Raw genomic sequence first — 16,926 nt, 5'->3', positions numbered from 1 at the left:
ACATTGGATGAATTGCGAAAAGACAGGCTTGTGGTTGTATAATTGAAACAGAGGCGCGCTATGACTATTCACACGTCAGCCAATACAAAAAAACAAGTTGGTAATTTGTTCAAACTCTACGAAAGCGGGCAGGTAAGCGAAACAACTGCGCGTAACTTGAACAAGGTTCTAGATTTAGAACTCAGCCAGTTGCAGTCTGATCTCGCGGCTACCGAAAAAGACCTGGGCGACTTTGAGCGTCAACACAACATGTCCACAGCGGATTTTTTCAAGAGATGGCAGGCGGGCAAAACCGACGACCGCATGGATTATGTCGAATGGGCGTCACTGGCTCAAATGGCGGATAATCTACGACAACGTCTGGAATTCCTTTCCAACGAAAGCCAGAAATGAATATCGCCGAATACTTCGAATCGGTCAAGGATCGTCTCTTGACCGATTCAGTTGTTGTTGATTTTAAGTTTCTTAAACGCGTAGATAGATCAAATAACGGTCATCTACGCGTTCGCATTTTCTTTTCGGATAACAGCAAAATGGAATTTTCAGAATTCATTGAGCAGAACACAGAAGGTGAGATTCGCCTTGTAACCTATAGTTATCATTGGGCTGATACAAACGGCAATCTCATTTGCCGCTGGGACAACGCTCCGCACTACCCCCATCTTGAAAACTTTCCGCATCACATCCATGTCAGCGAAACGAATATCACATCAGGCAAACCTGTCAATATTTTCGAAGTATTGGATGAGGTTGCGTTAATTATCAACAAATAGCTCCGCGACGGCGTTTGTTGGAATGGAAAATTGATCAACGCGTAAGGTTGTATAATTGCGAGAGAGGTATGCCATGGTCACAGTTACAGTTACGCTTTCAGAAGACCGATTCGAAAAATTACAAAATCTTGCAACTCAGTTCAACGTTCCCGTCGAACAATTACTTCGAGTGAGTGTTGAGGAATTGGTCGCGCGTCCGCAAGAAGATTTTCAAAAAGCGCTTGAATACGTTTTGGAGACATACAACGAACTGTACAAGCGACTGGCATAATGATTCGATCTCTCACCATCACCGAAGTTCTCGAAATATATCAACGCATTATGAAGCAAACTGGGGGCTTGGTTGCAATCCGAGACTTTGGCGCGCTCGAATCCGCGCTCGCCCAACCTTATATGACCTTCGGTGGAAATGAACTCTATCCCAACCTCGCAGAAAAAGCCGCGGCGTTGGGATTTTCTTTGATTCAAAACCATCCCTTTGCAGACGGAAACAAACGCACAGGTCATGCGGCTATGGCAATGTTTCTAGCGATCAACGGTTACATGATAGATGCAAGTATTGACGAACAAACGGAAGTTATCTTATCGGTTGCCGCTGGCAAGCTTGAACGCGACCAGTTTACGAAATGGCTCTCCAACCACATCAGAGAATTTTCGTGAACCAGCACACGTAATAAATCAATGCCTCAAGATTTGTGACAAAAACAACTTCGTCCGATCTTCCTTCGGGGAATTGAAGATCTGCTCAGGCGTCCCCTGCTCCACAATTTCACCTTTGTCGAAAAAGATCATGCGGTCCGCGACGGCGCGGGCGAAACCCATTTCGTGCGTCACAGCGAGGATGGTCATGCCTGATTTTGCGAGTTCGGTCATCACATCCAGCACTTCTTTGATCATTTCAGGGTCGAGCGCGGAGGTCGGCTCGTCGAACAGCATGATCTTCGGCTGCATCGCCAGCGAGCGCGCGATTGCCACGCGTTGCTGCTGTCCGCCCGAAAGTTGACCGGGGAATTTCTTCGCCTGTTCGGGGATGCCAACGCGCTCCAGCAATTGCATGGCGATCTCCTCCGCCTTCTGCTTCGTCCACTTGCGGACTTGGATCGGCGCAAGGACGATATTCTGCATCACGGTCAAATGCGGGAACAGGTTGAACTGCTGAAAGACCATGCCTGTTTCACTGCGAATCTGCTCGATGTTGCGCACATCGTGGCTCATCTCGATGCCGTCCACCATGATCTTCCCGCGTTGATGTTCCTCAAGACGATTGAGCGTGCGGATGAACGTAGACTTTCCCGAACCCGACGGCCCGAAGATAACGATCACTTCCCCTTTCGCCACTTCCATGTTGATCCCTTTCAACGCATGGAAATTCCCATACCATTTATGAACTTCTTGAACTTTGATGATCGGTTCGTCTGCCATAGCGCTTATCCTCGTTATCGAATTCCAACTCCGAGCCGCACTTCCAATTGCTGACTCAAGTACGACATCCCGTAACTCAACACCCAAAAGATCAACGAAATAAATACATACACCTCGCGCTGCAAGCCGAGGAACTCCGGTTGGGCTAGCACAGTCTTCGCCATTCCCAGCAGATCGAGCAAGCCGACGATGGCGACCAGCGATGTATCTTTGAACAACGCGATGAACTGTCCCACGAGAATCGGAATGATCAAGCGCAACGCTTGCGGCAAAATGATAAAGACCATCGTCTGCGCGCCGCTCAAGCCCAACGCCTCCGCCGCTTCGAACTGTCCCTTCGGGATGGCTTGCAAGCCGCCGCGCACATTTTCCGCCAGATACGCCGCGCTGAACAACGTAATCCCCACCATCGCGCGGACAACGCGATCAACCGTCCAGCCGTCTGGCAAGAAGAGCGGCAACATCAATTGCGCCATGAACAGGATCGAAATCAACGGCACGCCGCGCACCAACTCAATGTAACCCACGCTAAACCATCGAATGATCGGTAATTCCGAGCGACGCCCCAATGCCAGCAGTACACCGATCGGGAAAGAGAACATAATTCCGACCACCGTCAGCAGGAAGGTGAGCAACAACCCGCCCCAAAGGTTGGTCGTCACTATGGGCATGAATCCCGTTTCGGATTTGGAGAGTCCGCGCGTGAGCAGGATGATGATGGGCAGTGAGATGACCCACCCCGCGATCACGCTTCTTTTCAGGACGTCCGGGCTGGTTCGCCCGATTCCCCAGCCTGCCAGTCCCGTGACGGTTAAGATGACCAGCCACTTACGCGGCTCGTCACCGAACGGAAAAGCAAACGCCAGCACGACAGGTAAAACTAAAAGCACAAGCGCATAACGCGAACCTCTCGCCCAGATCGCCAATGAATTTCCCGAAAGAAAAACCAGAAGGGCAAGCCAGATCCACAACCTCCAAGCCTGCTCGAGTGGATATTGCCCGATCATCAACAAGCGCATGTTGACGATGATCACTTTCCATTCGGCTGTGGTGAATACCCACGTCAGCAGACCGCTCACCGCCCAATAGACGATCCACGCGCCGAGGATGGTCAACACTGCGTCGTACCACGAACCGAATAGATTCTTGCGCGCCCAACGCAGGAGGTTGGAGCGTTCGGTCATCGGCGGGAGGACAGATTCGACGTTTGCCATCTTAGCGCTCCACCAATTTGATCCGCTGGTTGTACCAGTTCATCAACGCCGAAGTCAGAAGGCTGATGCTGAGATAGGTCAACATCACTAACGAGATCATCTCCACCGCGCGACCTGTTTGATTTTGAATGGTGTTCGATACATAGAAAACGTCGGGATAGCCGACTGCAATCGCCAGCGATGAATTTTTCACCAAGTTTAGATATTGACTCGTCAGCGGCGGGATGATGACGCGCAGGGCTTGCGGGAAAACGATCAGGCGCAAGGTTTGAAAGCCGTTCAAGCCCAACGCGCGTGAGGCTTCCACTTGTCCCTTTGAAACGGATTGAATCCCCGCGCGCACGACTTCGCCGATGAATGCGGCGGTATACAGCACGAGTCCCGACGTGAGCGCCATGAATTCGGGAGTGAGAATTTTCCCGCCTGCGAGATTCAATCCTTTCACGAAAGCGAGATCCAATGTGAGCGGTCTGACAGGGAGGATGAACCAGCCCGCTACCGCAACCAATACAAATGTGAGGAGCGACCAGAGTAGAGTCAACGGGGCGCGGCCTGTGCGTTGGCTATAGGCTCGAAGAGCGAAGAAAACGATGACGGCGAGAATCAAGCCGAAGAGGAGAATCAGGCGGAACGTCGGGAAAGAAGCGGTTGGAATCCCCCAAGGGATGCCCACGCCGCGATTCGTCAGGATGATATCGCCGGGCCATAAGATGGCATCCTTCACGCGCGGAAGTTTGAGAAAAACGCCGAGGTACCAAAAGATCAAGAATACCAACAACGAAAGATTGCGAATGAGTTCAAGATAAAATGTTGCGAGGCGGTTGATGATGAAATTCGTGGAAAGGCGCGCGACGCCGAGAATCACGCCGAGAATGGTCGCAAAGACGATGCCGACGACGCCGACCTTGAGCGTGTTCAGCAATCCCGCGAGAAACGCCTGCCAATACGCGGAGTTGCGGTCGTAGGGGAAAGAGGTTTCCGCAAGGTCGAAGCCGGAGATGTTGGTCAGAAATGAATAGCTGAACGAGATGCCTTGTTTGGCAAGCCCGACTTTCATGTTCTGGTAGATGAGCATGCCCACATAGAAAACAGACAAAGCAAAAACGATCTGCCCTAAAATTTTGAGAATGCGCTCATCGCGCCAAAATGGAATTGTTGCGGCTTGGTTATGTTCGCGCTGCATGGAGAGTCATCCAAATGAAAACAGAGGGCGGGGAATATCTCCCCGCCCTCTTTGCGTTCTTTATGGTCTAACGGAACGGCGGCGAATAGAGCAAGCCGCCATCGGTGTACAGGCTGTTGTAGCCGCGCGGAATGTAAGTCGGGGTATCGGGACCGAGGTTGCGATTGTAAATCTCCTCGTAATTTCCGACGAGCTTGATAATGTTATAAGCCCAATCGTTGGTGAGCCCGAGTTTCAAACCCAGGTCGCCTTCCACGCCAAGCATACGGCGGACTTCAGGCGCGGTGGCATTGGCGCGAATGTCATCCACGTTAGCAGAGGTGATTCCAAATTCTTCGCCGGAGAACAACGTGAAGACCGTCCATTGCGCGATGTCGAACCATTGATCGTCGCCGTGGCGAACCATCGGACCGAGCGGTTCTTTCGACATGGTCACGTCGAGGATCTCGTGAGCAGACGGATCTGCCAACACAGAGCGGCGCGAGACCAAGCCGGATTTATCGGTGGTGACGGCGTCACAGCGCCCTTCGGAGTATGCCGCGAATGTCGCATCGGCATCTTCGAAAACAGCCGGGGTGTACTCGACGCCCAACGACGCCATCACATCGGCGAGGTTAAGTTCGGTGGTTGTGCCGGTCTGAACGCAGATCGTGCCGCCCGCCAAATCTTGAAGGGTCTTGATTCCGCTATCTTTCGGAACCATCATACCTTGACCATCATAGAAGGTGGTGTGGACGAAGTTGCCGCCCAACTCGGTATCACGCACAAGCGACCACGTGGTGTTGCGGCTGAGGATATCGATTTCGCCGGATTGCAAAGCGGTGAAGCGCTCGGCGGCGGTCACAGGGCGGAATTCGACTTTGGTAGCATCGCCAAAAATGGCGGCGGCGAGGGCGCGGCAATAATCAACATCGATCCCCGCAAAATTTCCGCTCGCATCCACGTAGCCGAAGCCCGGCACTTGCGAGTTCACGCCGCAGACCAACTTGCCGCGTTCCATCACGGTTTTCAGCGTTACGCCATAGCCGGTGGGAGCGACAACAACCGGCGCGGATGAGGTCACTTCAACGACTACAGTTTCTTTCACGGTGACGGTTTCGCCGCTGGGAGCGGGCGCAGGAGCCGCGGTGCCACATGCGGCTAACACAAGCGCGAACAGGACAAACAACGATAGGGTGGTATAGGTTTTACGCATCTCTCCTCCAAGTAGAGTTTTATTTGACCTCTTGCATAAGTGTCTCTAGCTTAGCCACAGAGTCCACAGAGACCTTTGAGAAATGCTCTCTTTCTCTGTGTGCTCTGTGGCGAAAGTGATTTTCGCAAGAGGTCTATTGAACGATCTCGTTTTATACGGCGCAGTTCTTTACAACAGGACGGGGGCGGCGCACCTCCTTTCGTGTTGAAAGGTTTGTAATTCATTTTTTGAAAAAAAGCAAGGCGATTTGACTATTCGTTTCGCGGAAACATTTATATCTCGCAAGGTCGTTTCTATTCCGCAAATCAAAAGTATAATTCGCGCACGTCCTGCCATCGAGGTCAACCATGGAACTCAGCACAATCCTCCAGCGCATTCCGCAAATCGCCTCCGCCAAGTCAATCGAAGTCGTTGAGTTGACGGGCGGCATCACCAACAAGAATTACAAGATCACAGCAGACGGAGACTCCTTCGTCTTGCGGATGGGCGGCAACGAGACAAAATTTCTCGGCATCGACCGCGCGGTGGAATATGAATGCTCCCGCCTCGCCGCGCAAATTGGAGTTGCTCCAAACCCTGTTGCCTTTATTGCCCCTGAGGGATTCATCCTCGCTCGTTTCATTTCAGGCAAAGGGATGTCGGCTGAGGAGATCGGCACGGAGGAAAACATCAAACGCGTGCTTGAATCTATGAAAGCCTATCACGCGATTGAAAACTTTCCCGGCTTTTTCTCTCCCTTCCGCGTCGCGGAGGAATACGCCAAAACTGCTCGCAGTTTCAATGTAAAACTACCCGATAAGATGGATTGGTATCTCGAAAAATCAAGTGAGATCGAAACAGCGCTCTACGCCCGCGAGCCGCTGGCACTCCGTCCCTGCCACAATGACTTACTCAATGGAAACTTTATTGATGATGGAAATCGCATCCGCGTTTTGGATTGGGAATACGCGGGCATGGGCGACATCTTCTTTGACCTGGGCAACTTCGCCGTTCAACACGAATTCAACGTAGAACAAGATGCCATCTTGCTCCGCGCCTACTTCAACAACCCAACAGACTCACAACACGCGCATCTCAAGTTAATGAAGATCATGTCCGATCTAAGAGAGGCAATGTGGGCGCAGGTACAACGCGGCGTCTCGCAACTTGATTTTGATTACGAAGGCTACGGGCAGAAGTATTTTGAGAGGTTTGAATCCAGCACGAGTGGAAGTGAGTTTCAAAGGTGGCTGAGGGAAGTGTAAAACGTGAGGCGTGGAGCGAATTGGGCGTGAGGCGACTCCAATTCAATGCTCCGACAGCTCATCAATTCACAAAAGGAGAACAAAATGACAACCGCTACATCTCACCGTGACTTGCGCGTGTATCAACTCGCCTTCAAATCCGCGACACAGATCCATGAAATCACCAAGAAGTTTCCTTCCGAAGAAAAATACAGCCTTACTGATCAAATCAGGCGTTCCTCGCGTTCGGTCTGCGCGAACATCGCCGAAGCATGGCGGAGGAGAAAATACCCGAAGAACTTCGTCAGCAAATTGACCGATTCTGATTCAGAAGCCACCGAAACCGCCGTCTGGATTGATTTTGCATTACACTTCGAATACATCACACCCGCACTTCACAAAGAACTCTCCGACCATTACGACCACATTTGCAGTCAACTCTCCATCATGATGTCCGACCCAGGCAAATGGACCCCGCGCGGCAAAGAGTAACCCCTCGCCTCACGTTCACACACCCCACGCCTCACGAATCCACGCCTCACGCAACATCGCCTCACGCTCCACGAACCCACGCCTCACGAATTTACCCTCAAACACCAATCAAGGATCAACACACTCATGAATCTACCCACACACGCACAAGCGATCATCATCGGCGGAGGAGTCGGCGGGGCAAGCATTGCTTATCATCTGACACAGATGGGATGGAAAGATATCGTCGTCATCGAACGGCATGAATTGACGAGCGGTTCGACGTTTCACTCGGCAGGTTTAGTGGGGCAACTCCGCACATCATCGAGCCTCACCAAGATGATGCGTTACAGCACGGACTTGTATCGCAAGCTCAAAGACCTCACAGGCGTTGACCCAGGCTGGAACGAAGTGGGCAGTTTGCGAATCGCTTCATCGGATGCGCGGCTGGAGGAATTGAAGCGCGTTGTCGGATATTCCAAAGCATTTGGGATGCCACTTGAAATTATTTCACCGAAAGAATGTGGGGATTTATTTCCGTTGATGTCGTTGGATGATGTGCGCGGCGGAGTCCACCTCCCCACCGATGGGCAGATTGACCCAACGGGACTCACCAACGCGCTCGCGGCTGGCGCGAAGAGTCGCGGGGCGACGTTTATGTTCAACACGCGCGTGACTGGAATCACCGTCAGCGGGAATCAGGTTCGGGGTGTGATGACAGATCGAGGCGAAGTAAGAAGCGATGTCGTCATCAACGCGGCGGGATTGTGGGGCAACGATATCGCGTCCATGGTCGGCATCACGTTGCCCATCATCCCGATGGCGCATTTGTATCTCATCACCAAGCCTGTCAAGAATCAACCACAGACGATGCCGACGATGCGCGATCCAGATCATCTTGTTTATTTTCGCGGCAGTGACAGCGGCATGGTCGCGGGCGGGTACGAACGACAGCCCGCGCCATGGGGACTCGATGGCGTGCCGCAAGATTGGAATTTCAAATTGCTCGAACCCGATTGGGATCGCTTCACGCCGTTGATGGAAAATATTATCAAGCGCGTGCCATCAATGGAAAGTGTTGAGATCGTGCAGTTATTAAATGGACCCGAAGGCTTCACGCCCGATTCAGAATATTTGTTGGGACCAACATCTGTGCGCGGCTTTTGGGTGGCGTGCGCGTTTTGCGCGCATGGCATCGCGGGCGCGGGCGGCATCGGCAAAGCGATGGCGGAGTGGATCATTGACGGGCACCCCGAATGGGACATGTGGAAACTCGATGTGCGGCGTTTTGGAAATCAATATGCGAGTCAATCGTTCACGTTGGCGCGCACAATTGAAACGTACGGAAAATATTACGACATTCACATGCCATACGAAGAACGCGAGTCGGCGCGACCTTTGCGTGTTTCGCCCGCCTATCATCACTTGCAGGATTTGGGCGCGGTCTTTGGTGAAAAAGGCGGATGGGAGCGCCCGAACTGGTTCGCGCCAAATGAAGCGGACTCACGCGCCGCTTCTCTTCCCGACCTTTCGGGCTGGTCGCGCGACAACTGGTCACCTGCCATCGCCGCAGAGACTCGCGCCACGCGTGAAGCCGCTGGCTTGTTCGATGAAACGTCGTTCTCGAAAATCGAAATCCAGGGACCAGGCGCGTGTGAATTCCTGCAAAAATTATGCGCCAACGATATTGATAAACCCATCGGCACAGTGACGTACACGCAAATGCTCAACGCGCGCGGCGGAATCGAATGTGACTTCACTGTGACGCGCCTCGCCACAGATCGGTTTCAAATCGTGACTGGCACAGCCTTCGGCACGCACGATATGACTCACCTGCGAAGATACATGCCGCTCGATGGAACTGTGTTTGTAAACGACATTACTTCGGCGAGAACATGTTTTGGTTTGTGGGGTCCACGCGCTCGTGACATTCTGCAATCTGTCACGCGCGACAACGTATCTAATGAAGCGTTCCCTTATATGACAGCGAAACAGATCACGATTGGGAATATTCCCACCCTGGCATTGCGCGTGACGTATGTCGGCGAACTCGGCTGGGAGTTTTACGCGCCCTCTGAATATGGCGAACAATTGTGGGACACGTTGTGGAGCGCAGGCAAACCGCACGGCATGGTCGCGGCGGGATACAAGGCGATTGAGTCCATGCGGCTGGAAAAGGGTTATCGCTACTGGAGCGCGGACATCACGCCAGATTACACCCCGTACGAAGCAGGGCTGGGATTCGCGGTGGCGTTGAACAAGTCCGTTGATTTCTTTGGTAAGCAATCGCTGGTCAAACAGAAGGCGGAAGGCGTTAAACAAAAGTTGTGTTGTATTGTGCTGGATGATCCAAACACAATCGTCTTTGGAAGTGAACCAATTCGCCACAATGGAAAAGTTGTCGGCTGGGTCACCTCGGGTGGATTCGGATATTCGATCAACAAGTCCATTGCGTACACGTATTTGCCGATTGAGTTGGCGAAAGTTGGAACGCGGGTAACGGTAGAGTGCTTCGGCGTTGAAATTCAGGCGGAAGTACAGAAAGAGCCGTTGTTTGATCCGAAGGGTGAGCGAGTGAAAGCGTAACGTGACATAGGGAAAACGTCCCGCAGGTTTCCTGGGATTCAGCAGAGTCCTGAAATCAAACCTGCGGGACGGTCTTGCATATGAACAACATCAAAGCCATCATCTTCGATTTCGGGAATGTTTTGCTCGAATGGAATCCGTGGTATGTGTATCGTCGTCATTTTGAGAATGAAGAGGCGATGAGGAAATTTTTCAGTGAAGTGGATTTTGCGGGATGGAACGCGCAACAAGATAAAGGTCGCACATTCAAAGAAGGCGTGGCTGACCATTCGCAGAAGTTCCCGCAATACGCGCATTTGTTTCAGGCATATCACGATCATTGGAAAGATTCGATAGGCGATACATTCGCAGGTACAGTCGAAATTTTGAAGCGACTCAAACAGGCGGGCTATCCACTGTATGGGTTGAGCAATTGGTCGGCGGAGACATTTCCGTTTGCACGAGAAAAGTATGATTTCTTCAACATGCTCGATGACATGGTCATTTCGGCAAACGTCGGTTTTGTGAAGCCTGAGCCTGAGATCTACAACCTCATGCTTGAAAAGATCGGCAGACTCGCGAGCGAATGTGTATTCATTGATGATTCGCTGGTGAACATCGAACAGGCAAAACGGATGGGATTTGTTACAATCCATTTCACATCGCCCGAACAATTGGAAGATGAATTAACTCATATGGGAATTCTCTAACGCATGGACACAAAAGAACTCATCTCAGCCATCGAAGCCGAGCTGCAAAAACAAGTCTCGCGATTGGATTCGCCGCGCACAAAGCCTTTCCACGAGATGCTCACCTATCACATGGGCTGGACGGGTGAAGGCGCGGGTCCCGAAGCGACTGGCAAACGGATTCGTCCGCTGTTGGTGTTGTTGACTTCATCTGCTTGTGGTGCAAATTGGCAATTTGCGCTACCTGCGGCGGCGGCGATTGAATTGGTGCACAACTTTTCACTCGTGCATGATGACATCCAAGATAATTCATCGAAGCGACGAGGCAGGGATACGGCGTGGGTCAAATGGGGCGCGCCGATGGCGATCAATGTTGGCGATGCGTTGTTCGTGATGTCGAGTCAGGCAATTGTTGATTTGAAAGATAGCTATCCAGCCGAGGTTGTGATGAAAGCGGCGGGGATTCTGCATAACACTTGTCTCGATCTCACACGCGGACAGTATCTTGATATGTCTTATGAAGAACGAAACGATCTCGGCGTGGAAGATTATTGGCACATGATCTCAGGCAAAACATCCGCGCTGATCGCGGCGTGTTGTCACATCGGCGCGTTGCTTGGCGGCGCGGACGAGGAGAAGCAGGAAGTCTATCGCTCGTATGGGCATTATCTTGGTCTCGCGTTTCAAGTGCAGGATGATATTTTAGGAATCTGGGGCGACGAGAAAGTGACGGGCAAATCGGTTGCGAGCGATCTGGTGGAAGGGAAAAATTCTCTTCCCATTTTGGCGGGGCTTGAGAAAAAAGGAAAGTTCGCGGAAAGTTGGGCGCAGGGACCGATTAAGCCCGATGAGGTTGGCGAGGTTTCGCGTTTGCTTGCGAGTGAAGGCGGCTTGCTCGCGGCGCAAGAGGCGGCGAAGCAGATGACCGATCTCGCGTTGATGAATCTGCGCGAGGCAGACCCGCAGGGCGAGGCGGGCGGAGCGTTGTTCGAGTTGACGAGTCGCTTGCTAGGGCGCAAACAGTAGCCCCGTCGAGGCGAAGCGGGTTTTATATCCGCATTGACACAACAGATTCGCATGGCTATAATTTTGAACATCTAGCGGGTGTAGTTCAGTGGTAGAACGCTTGCTTCCCAAGCAAGATATCGTGGGTTCGAGTCCCATCACCCGCTCTGCATGTCGAGGCTCCGCCTCGACATTTTTGTTGGGGAATTTGCAAGGTTGCTGTCATGTCATCCCCCAAAGGTAGTATGTAAAATTCAGTCTGGAGACACACTATTGATGAGCGAGAGCGCCAAGAATTTGATCCTGTATGTGGAAGACAATCCCGAAAACCGAATGCTGGTGAGGCGTGTCTTGTTGGCGGAAAAATACGCGCTGGTCGAAGCCAGTAGCGCCCAAGAGACCTTTGAAATCCTGAAGACGCGCCGCCCCGATCTCATCTTAATGGATATCAACATGCCCGATATGGACGGCTACACCCTGACGGCGCAGATCAAAGCCATGGATGGGTTCGGCAAGGTTCCGATCCTCGCCATCACAGCCAATGTGATGCGGGGCGACCGCGAAAAAACCATCGAGGCTGGCTGTGATGGGTATATCCAAAAACCGATCGATATCGATCAACTGGTTCGAGAAGTAGAAAAGTTCCTCGCGAGGAGAGCACATGTCTGAAAATGTTTTAGATACCCAACCCATCCGAAAGCCGACGATTCCAAAGGACGCGACCGTTCTGGTCGTTGAGGATAACGTCGCTAACTTTGTGTTGATTGCCCGAATGTTGGGGTATTTGGGAATCCATTGCGAATGGAAAACGTCCGGCTACGAGGTGGTCGAATATGCCGACACGTTATCCCGGCTCGATCTGATTCTCATGGATATCCGCCTCCCCTACGAGGATGGGTACGGCGCTTTGAAAAAGATCCGCGCGTCTGAGAAGCTACGCTCGATCCCGATCATTGCCGTCACTGCCGAGGCAAGCACGGACCAAATGAACAAGGCAAAGGATTCCGGTTTCGATGGCTTCCTCGGTAAGCCGCTCGATCCCGATAAATTTCCCGATCAGATCCGTCGAATTCTAAACGGCGAATCGGTCTGGGAGTTCAGCTAAAAAATTAGATTTCAATGAATCAAAATTTCCCCGAAGGAAACGCGTTCTTTTTCACGGCTTACTTTATAGCCAATGGAGATCACCTGCAACTTGCGCAATTTTCAGACCCGCGCGCGCGAGAACCACAGGCGACGATTCCTCGCGGGCATGAATTGTCTGTCCGGGATATTGAAGGTCACATTACGCGCGGGTTTGTAAGGGTGGATGCGGCAAGCGGGAGGTCGTTGCCTGAATCGTTGACTCAGTTCAATATGCTCCACTATATTCGTCAGTTCGAGTGCGAGTCTGCGGCGTTCATTCCCGTGATGCAAGGCGCGGATATGCGCGGTTTGGTGATGATCGGCGCGCGAGCGGGCCAGACTATTAGCGATGAATTGATCGACTCGTTTCAGCGGACGATCCAGTTGACGACCAAGGTCGTCGCAAACTCCACAGCCCCGTCCCAGCCCGTGGAGCGCGAACGGCGCTCCCTGGAAAGCCGCGCTTTGAGCATTCTTGCCTCCAACGCGGCAACAGTCAGCGACTTGAAAACCCTGTATTCATCCATTCACGATCAATTCATCAGCGTGATTGGCGATCATGGATTTGTGATCGCGCTCTACGACAAATCGACCAATTCGATCAACATTCCGTATCTCTATGAAGAGGGACAATTCTCATCCCTCGACACGTTCCCGCTCGGCGAGGGGCTGACCTCCATTCTCCTCCGCACGCGCGAACCTCTGTTGATCGTTTCGGATACCGAAAAACGGATCGTCGCCATGGGAGCGAAAATAACCGGCAAACTTCCGCGCTCATGGATGGGCGTGCCTCTGTTAGCGCGCGGAGAAGCCATCGGCGCGCTTATCGTGCAGGATTTGGAAAACGAATACGGTTTTGACGATGACGACTTGCGATTTGCCGTCGCGGTTGCCAGCCAGGTCTCTGGCGCCGTCTACAATGCTCGTCTGTTGGACGAAAGCCAGCAAGTCGTTTTGCAATTCGAAACTGCCGCTGAAATCGCGCGCGATATCAGCAGTTCGCTGGACCTGGACGAGTTATTACAAAAAGCGGTGGATTTAATTCGGTTACGCTTCAATTTTTATCACGCTTCTGTTTTCCTCAAGGATATGCCCGGTGAATTTGTGGTGGTGCGCGGCTCCACCGGCGACGCGGGCGCGCAACTGAAACGGGTAAACCACAAACTTGGCGTTGGCTCAAAGTCCATCGTCGGTTTTGTGGCAGGCAAAGGCGAAGTTCTCGTTGTGAACGACACCACGCGAGACGCCACCTATTATCCGAATCCGGTCTTGCCGGATACCCGCGCGGAAGCGGCGATCCCTTTGAAAGTGGCGGATCGCATCCTCGGCGTGCTCGATGTGCAAAGCGAACGCGCATATGCTTTTTCCAGCGATAATCTTCGCATCCTGCAAATCCTAGCCGATCAATTAGCCATCGCAGTGATCAACACCGAGTTGTTCTCGGAAACCCAGGAACACCTCGCGCAACACCGCCTGCTCCACCACATCACCACCACAGCGGCATCGGGAACCACGCTGGACGAAGCGCTTTCCTCCGCAGTCAACGGACTGCAAGTGACATTGGGCGGCGATCGCGTGACCATTCTTTTGCTCAACAAAGAAAAGAATACGCTGGAGGTAAAGGCCGCGGTGGGGTATGCGGATGAGATCTTCAAACAATCCATCGCGCTCGGAAGCGGCGTCACCGGTTGGTCAGCCTTGCATCGCAAGCCCCTGCGCGTTTCGAATGTAAGACAGGACTCGCGCTACATCGAAGGCAGTCCGAACACGCAATCTGAACTGGCGATCCCTCTGCTCTACCGAGGCGAATTATTGGGCGTATTGAATGTGGAAAGCGAGCAAATCGGCGCGTACACAGAGAACGATGAGGAACTGCTGGGAACCCTAGGCGGAAGCCTTGCGGCGATCATTGCCAACGCGCGCCTTCTCGAGCAAATCCGTTCGCAGGCAGAGCGCGAGAGAATCATCTTTGAAATTTCCGACAAAATTCGGCGCACCACAGATATGCAAGCCATCCTCGCGACAACCGCCAGCGAACTTACCCGCGCTGTTGGCGCCACCCGCGCGCGCATCAAACTCGCGGTCAGCGCCGATGACAAGAAGGACCAGGAAAGCCAGCCCGCATGAGCGCTTATCTTTCTTTCGAACGCCTCTTTGCCCGGCTGGGCGGCTGGCATCTGGCGCTCATCATCGCACTCGCGCAAGTGATCGCCTTTTTGGGCGCGATACCCGGAATCGTTTCGGTCCGGGTCAACACCGCCAGCGCTGGAATACAACTCGGCTTTCTGCCCATTCTCGCTCCCGCGCTGATCGTGGTCACTTTTTTGACCTTGCTACTCGTGGGCATGAGGCTGACCACCACCGCCAGAAAAAGACTGGATGAAATATCCGGCAAAGCCTCCCCCATTGCGCCGCCTAAGGACGAGCTAACCGCCTGGCGCGAGTTGACCAGCCTAACGGTTCGTTACGGATTCGCATCCATTGCGATCGCTTTTGTTCTTAATGTAATCCCGACAACCGCTTTAATCGCAATCACAGAAAACTCAACGCCAACCAACACGCCCACGCCAGGCAACGCGCTCTACACCCTGATGGGCGGAACCGCGGCCGTGTTGGGATACGCCATACTTGCCACTTTTCTCCTGGGACGCTTCACCCTGCCATTTCGGCTGTTACTAACCCCCGAAGATTTCGAAAGTCAGATGAAAGGCCGGGCGGGCGTATTGGCGCTGTCCAAATTCCTTGTCCTGATGTTCGCAATCATCATCATCAGCATTCTCATTCTCGCCCCCATCGGCTACCAACAAGTGTCGCGGGTCTTGTTCACAGACGATGTCCCGATGACAATTTTTCAGGATCTTCAGATACACATCGTTGCTTTGAGTATTCTGGTGCTCGCCTTGGGAATCGCAATCGCTTATCTTGCCTCACGGTCGATCTCAGACCCGGTAACCGATCTTCTCAAGACATTCGACCGCATCGAACAAGGAGATCTATCGGCAAGAGCGCCGATCAGCGCCACCGACGAACTGGGAATCGTGATCATCCATTTTAATCGCATGGTGGCGCGGCTCGAATCTCTGCAAAGCTACCTCGAACAACAGGTGACTGAACGGACCAAGCAACTATCAGCCACCAATGAGATCGGGCGGGTCGCCGCCTCGAGTTTGGATCCCGCAGTAATGCTCTCAAGCATTGTCAACTTGTTTACCGAAAAATTCGGATATTATTTTGTAGGCGTATATCTGCTTGATTCCAGTGAGAAGTGGGCTGAGCTCAAAGAAGCCAGCGGAGAGGCGGGGAAGTTACTCTTGAAAAGCCGGCATAAGACGGACGTTTCAGGAAGCAACCTCGTTGGGCTCGCCATTCGCGACCGCGCCCCCAAGTCATACCCGCACACCACAGGCGAAAAGTACCGCGCCAACCTGCCTGTACTGCCATATACCCGTTCTGAACTTGCGCTTCCTCTCCTTGCCAGCGACCGGGTCATTGGCGCTCTCAACCTGCATTCCGTCCGCGAAACCGATTTTAGTCCAGAGGTGGTCAGCACCTTGCAAAACATGGCAAATCAAGTTGCCATTGCCCTCGAGAACGCCCGCTTGTTTCAGGACGCGCAACAAAATATTCGGGAACTCCGCGCGATCCAGAAACAATACCTGTTCACCGGTTGGAGCGGAATCGCCAGCCAGCCAGAGGAGTTGGAATACGGCGTCGGCGACGAATCGGATGAAAAAGCCCGACAGCTGGAAATCCCCATCAGCCTGCGCGACCAAATCCTGGGGCAGATCCGGCTCGAAAGTCCGGAGGAATGGACGTCGGAAGAGGAGTCTTTGGTCAGCGCTGTGGCAACACAGGCGGCAGTGGCGCTTGAAAACGCGCGGTTGGTAAGCGAATCGCGACAGATCGCCTTGCGCGAACGCATGTTATCCGAGATTAACTCGAAGATTTGGGCATCCACAACGGTGGAAGGCGTTATGCAGACCGTTGTAAAAGAACTGGGCAGACGATACGACGCATCCCGAGCCACGATCGAATTGACGCTGGATGAGGCAGAATAGCCC

Annotated in this window: 17 protein-coding genes and 1 tRNA gene; 14 read left to right on the top strand and 4 right to left on the bottom strand. The window is 52.8% G+C overall.

Going from position 1 to position 16,926, the window contains the following annotated elements; translation table 11 throughout:
• Positions 1–60: 60 nt before the first annotated feature.
• The 4 genes from IPM31_19370 to IPM31_19355 all read left to right on the top strand — a co-directional run bounded on the left by IPM31_19370 (position 61) and on the right by IPM31_19355 (position 1,433).
• On the top strand, positions 61–393 hold the full coding sequence (locus IPM31_19370; protein ID MBK9009132.1) for a hypothetical protein: 333 nt from the start codon (positions 61–63) through the stop codon (positions 391–393).
• A complete protein-coding gene (locus tag IPM31_19365; protein ID MBK9009131.1) occupies positions 390–773 on the top strand; it encodes a hypothetical protein in 384 nt (127 codons plus the stop codon). Before IPM31_19370 ends, IPM31_19365 begins: the two co-directional genes overlap by 4 nt.
• Positions 774–846: 73 nt before the next feature.
• Positions 847–1,044, top strand: coding sequence for a DNA-binding protein (locus IPM31_19360; protein MBK9009130.1), 198 nt, complete (start codon positions 847–849; stop codon positions 1,042–1,044).
• Entirely contained in the window at positions 1,044–1,433 is a 390-nt protein-coding gene (locus IPM31_19355; protein MBK9009129.1) for a type II toxin-antitoxin system death-on-curing family toxin, read from the top strand. The genes IPM31_19360 and IPM31_19355 overlap by 1 nt, the downstream gene beginning before the upstream one ends.
• 18 nt (positions 1,434–1,451) lie before the next feature.
• On the opposite strand, the gene IPM31_19350 is transcribed toward IPM31_19355, so the two are convergent.
• The 4 genes from IPM31_19350 to IPM31_19335 all read right to left on the bottom strand — a co-directional run bounded on the left by IPM31_19350 (position 1,452) and on the right by IPM31_19335 (position 5,787).
• Positions 1,452–2,195: an amino acid ABC transporter ATP-binding protein gene (locus IPM31_19350; protein ID MBK9009128.1), complete on the bottom strand. Its 744-nt coding sequence runs from the start codon at positions 2,193–2,195 to the stop codon at positions 1,452–1,454.
• A 14-nt stretch (positions 2,196–2,209) separates the two neighbouring features.
• A complete protein-coding gene (locus IPM31_19345; GenBank protein MBK9009127.1) occupies positions 2,210–3,409 on the bottom strand; it encodes an amino acid ABC transporter permease in 1,200 nt (399 codons plus the stop codon).
• A 1-nt stretch (position 3,410) separates the two neighbouring features.
• Entirely contained in the window at positions 3,411–4,592 is a 1,182-nt protein-coding gene (locus tag IPM31_19340; GenBank protein ID MBK9009126.1) for an ABC transporter permease subunit, read from the bottom strand.
• A gap of 67 nt (positions 4,593–4,659) precedes the next feature.
• A complete protein-coding gene (locus tag IPM31_19335) occupies positions 4,660–5,787 on the bottom strand; it encodes an amino acid ABC transporter substrate-binding protein (protein ID MBK9009125.1) in 1,128 nt (375 codons plus the stop codon).
• A 347-nt stretch (positions 5,788–6,134) separates the two neighbouring features.
• Between IPM31_19335 and IPM31_19330 the strand changes: the two genes are divergently transcribed.
• From IPM31_19330 to IPM31_19285, 10 genes are all read left to right on the top strand, one after another.
• Positions 6,135–7,031 (top strand): phosphotransferase family protein, encoded by an 897-nt coding sequence (locus tag IPM31_19330; GenBank protein ID MBK9009124.1) that lies wholly within the window; start codon positions 6,135–6,137, stop codon positions 7,029–7,031.
• Positions 7,032–7,115: 84 nt separating this feature from the next.
• Positions 7,116–7,502 (top strand): four helix bundle protein, encoded by a 387-nt coding sequence (locus IPM31_19325; GenBank protein MBK9009123.1) that lies wholly within the window; start codon positions 7,116–7,118, stop codon positions 7,500–7,502.
• 126 nt (positions 7,503–7,628) lie between these two features.
• Positions 7,629–10,067 carry an FAD-dependent oxidoreductase gene (locus IPM31_19320; GenBank protein MBK9009122.1) on the top strand — a complete coding sequence of 813 codons (2,439 nt, stop codon included), beginning with the start codon at positions 7,629–7,631 and terminating at the stop codon, positions 10,065–10,067.
• Positions 10,068–10,147: 80 nt separating this feature from the next.
• Complete coding sequence (locus tag IPM31_19315) at positions 10,148–10,756, top strand: HAD family phosphatase (GenBank protein MBK9009121.1); 609 nt, start codon at positions 10,148–10,150, stop codon at positions 10,754–10,756.
• A gap of 3 nt (positions 10,757–10,759) precedes the next feature.
• The gene (locus IPM31_19310) at positions 10,760–11,761 is read left to right on the top strand and encodes a polyprenyl synthetase family protein (GenBank protein ID MBK9009120.1); all 1,002 of its coding nucleotides are present in this window, start codon (positions 10,760–10,762) and stop codon (positions 11,759–11,761) included.
• A 74-nt stretch (positions 11,762–11,835) separates the two neighbouring features.
• Positions 11,836–11,907, top strand: a tRNA-Gly gene (locus IPM31_19305).
• A 109-nt stretch (positions 11,908–12,016) separates the two neighbouring features.
• A complete protein-coding gene (locus IPM31_19300; GenBank protein ID MBK9009119.1) occupies positions 12,017–12,409 on the top strand; it encodes a response regulator in 393 nt (130 codons plus the stop codon).
• Positions 12,402–12,845: a response regulator gene (locus IPM31_19295; protein ID MBK9009118.1), complete on the top strand. Its 444-nt coding sequence runs from the start codon at positions 12,402–12,404 to the stop codon at positions 12,843–12,845. The genes IPM31_19300 and IPM31_19295 overlap by 8 nt, the downstream gene beginning before the upstream one ends.
• 14 nt (positions 12,846–12,859) lie before the next feature.
• Positions 12,860–14,992 (top strand): GAF domain-containing protein, encoded by a 2,133-nt coding sequence (locus IPM31_19290; GenBank protein ID MBK9009117.1) that lies wholly within the window; start codon positions 12,860–12,862, stop codon positions 14,990–14,992.
• Complete coding sequence (locus IPM31_19285; GenBank protein ID MBK9009116.1) at positions 14,989–16,923, top strand: GAF domain-containing protein; 1,935 nt, start codon at positions 14,989–14,991, stop codon at positions 16,921–16,923. The genes IPM31_19290 and IPM31_19285 overlap by 4 nt, the downstream gene beginning before the upstream one ends.
• The last annotated feature ends 3 nt before the right edge of the window (positions 16,924–16,926 follow it).

The sequence above is a fragment of the Candidatus Defluviilinea gracilis genome (genome assembly GCA_016716235.1).
Taxonomy (GTDB): Bacteria; Chloroflexota; Anaerolineae; order Anaerolineales; family Villigracilaceae; genus Defluviilinea; species Defluviilinea gracilis.
This window is presented reverse-complemented; position numbering and strand designations above follow the sequence as displayed.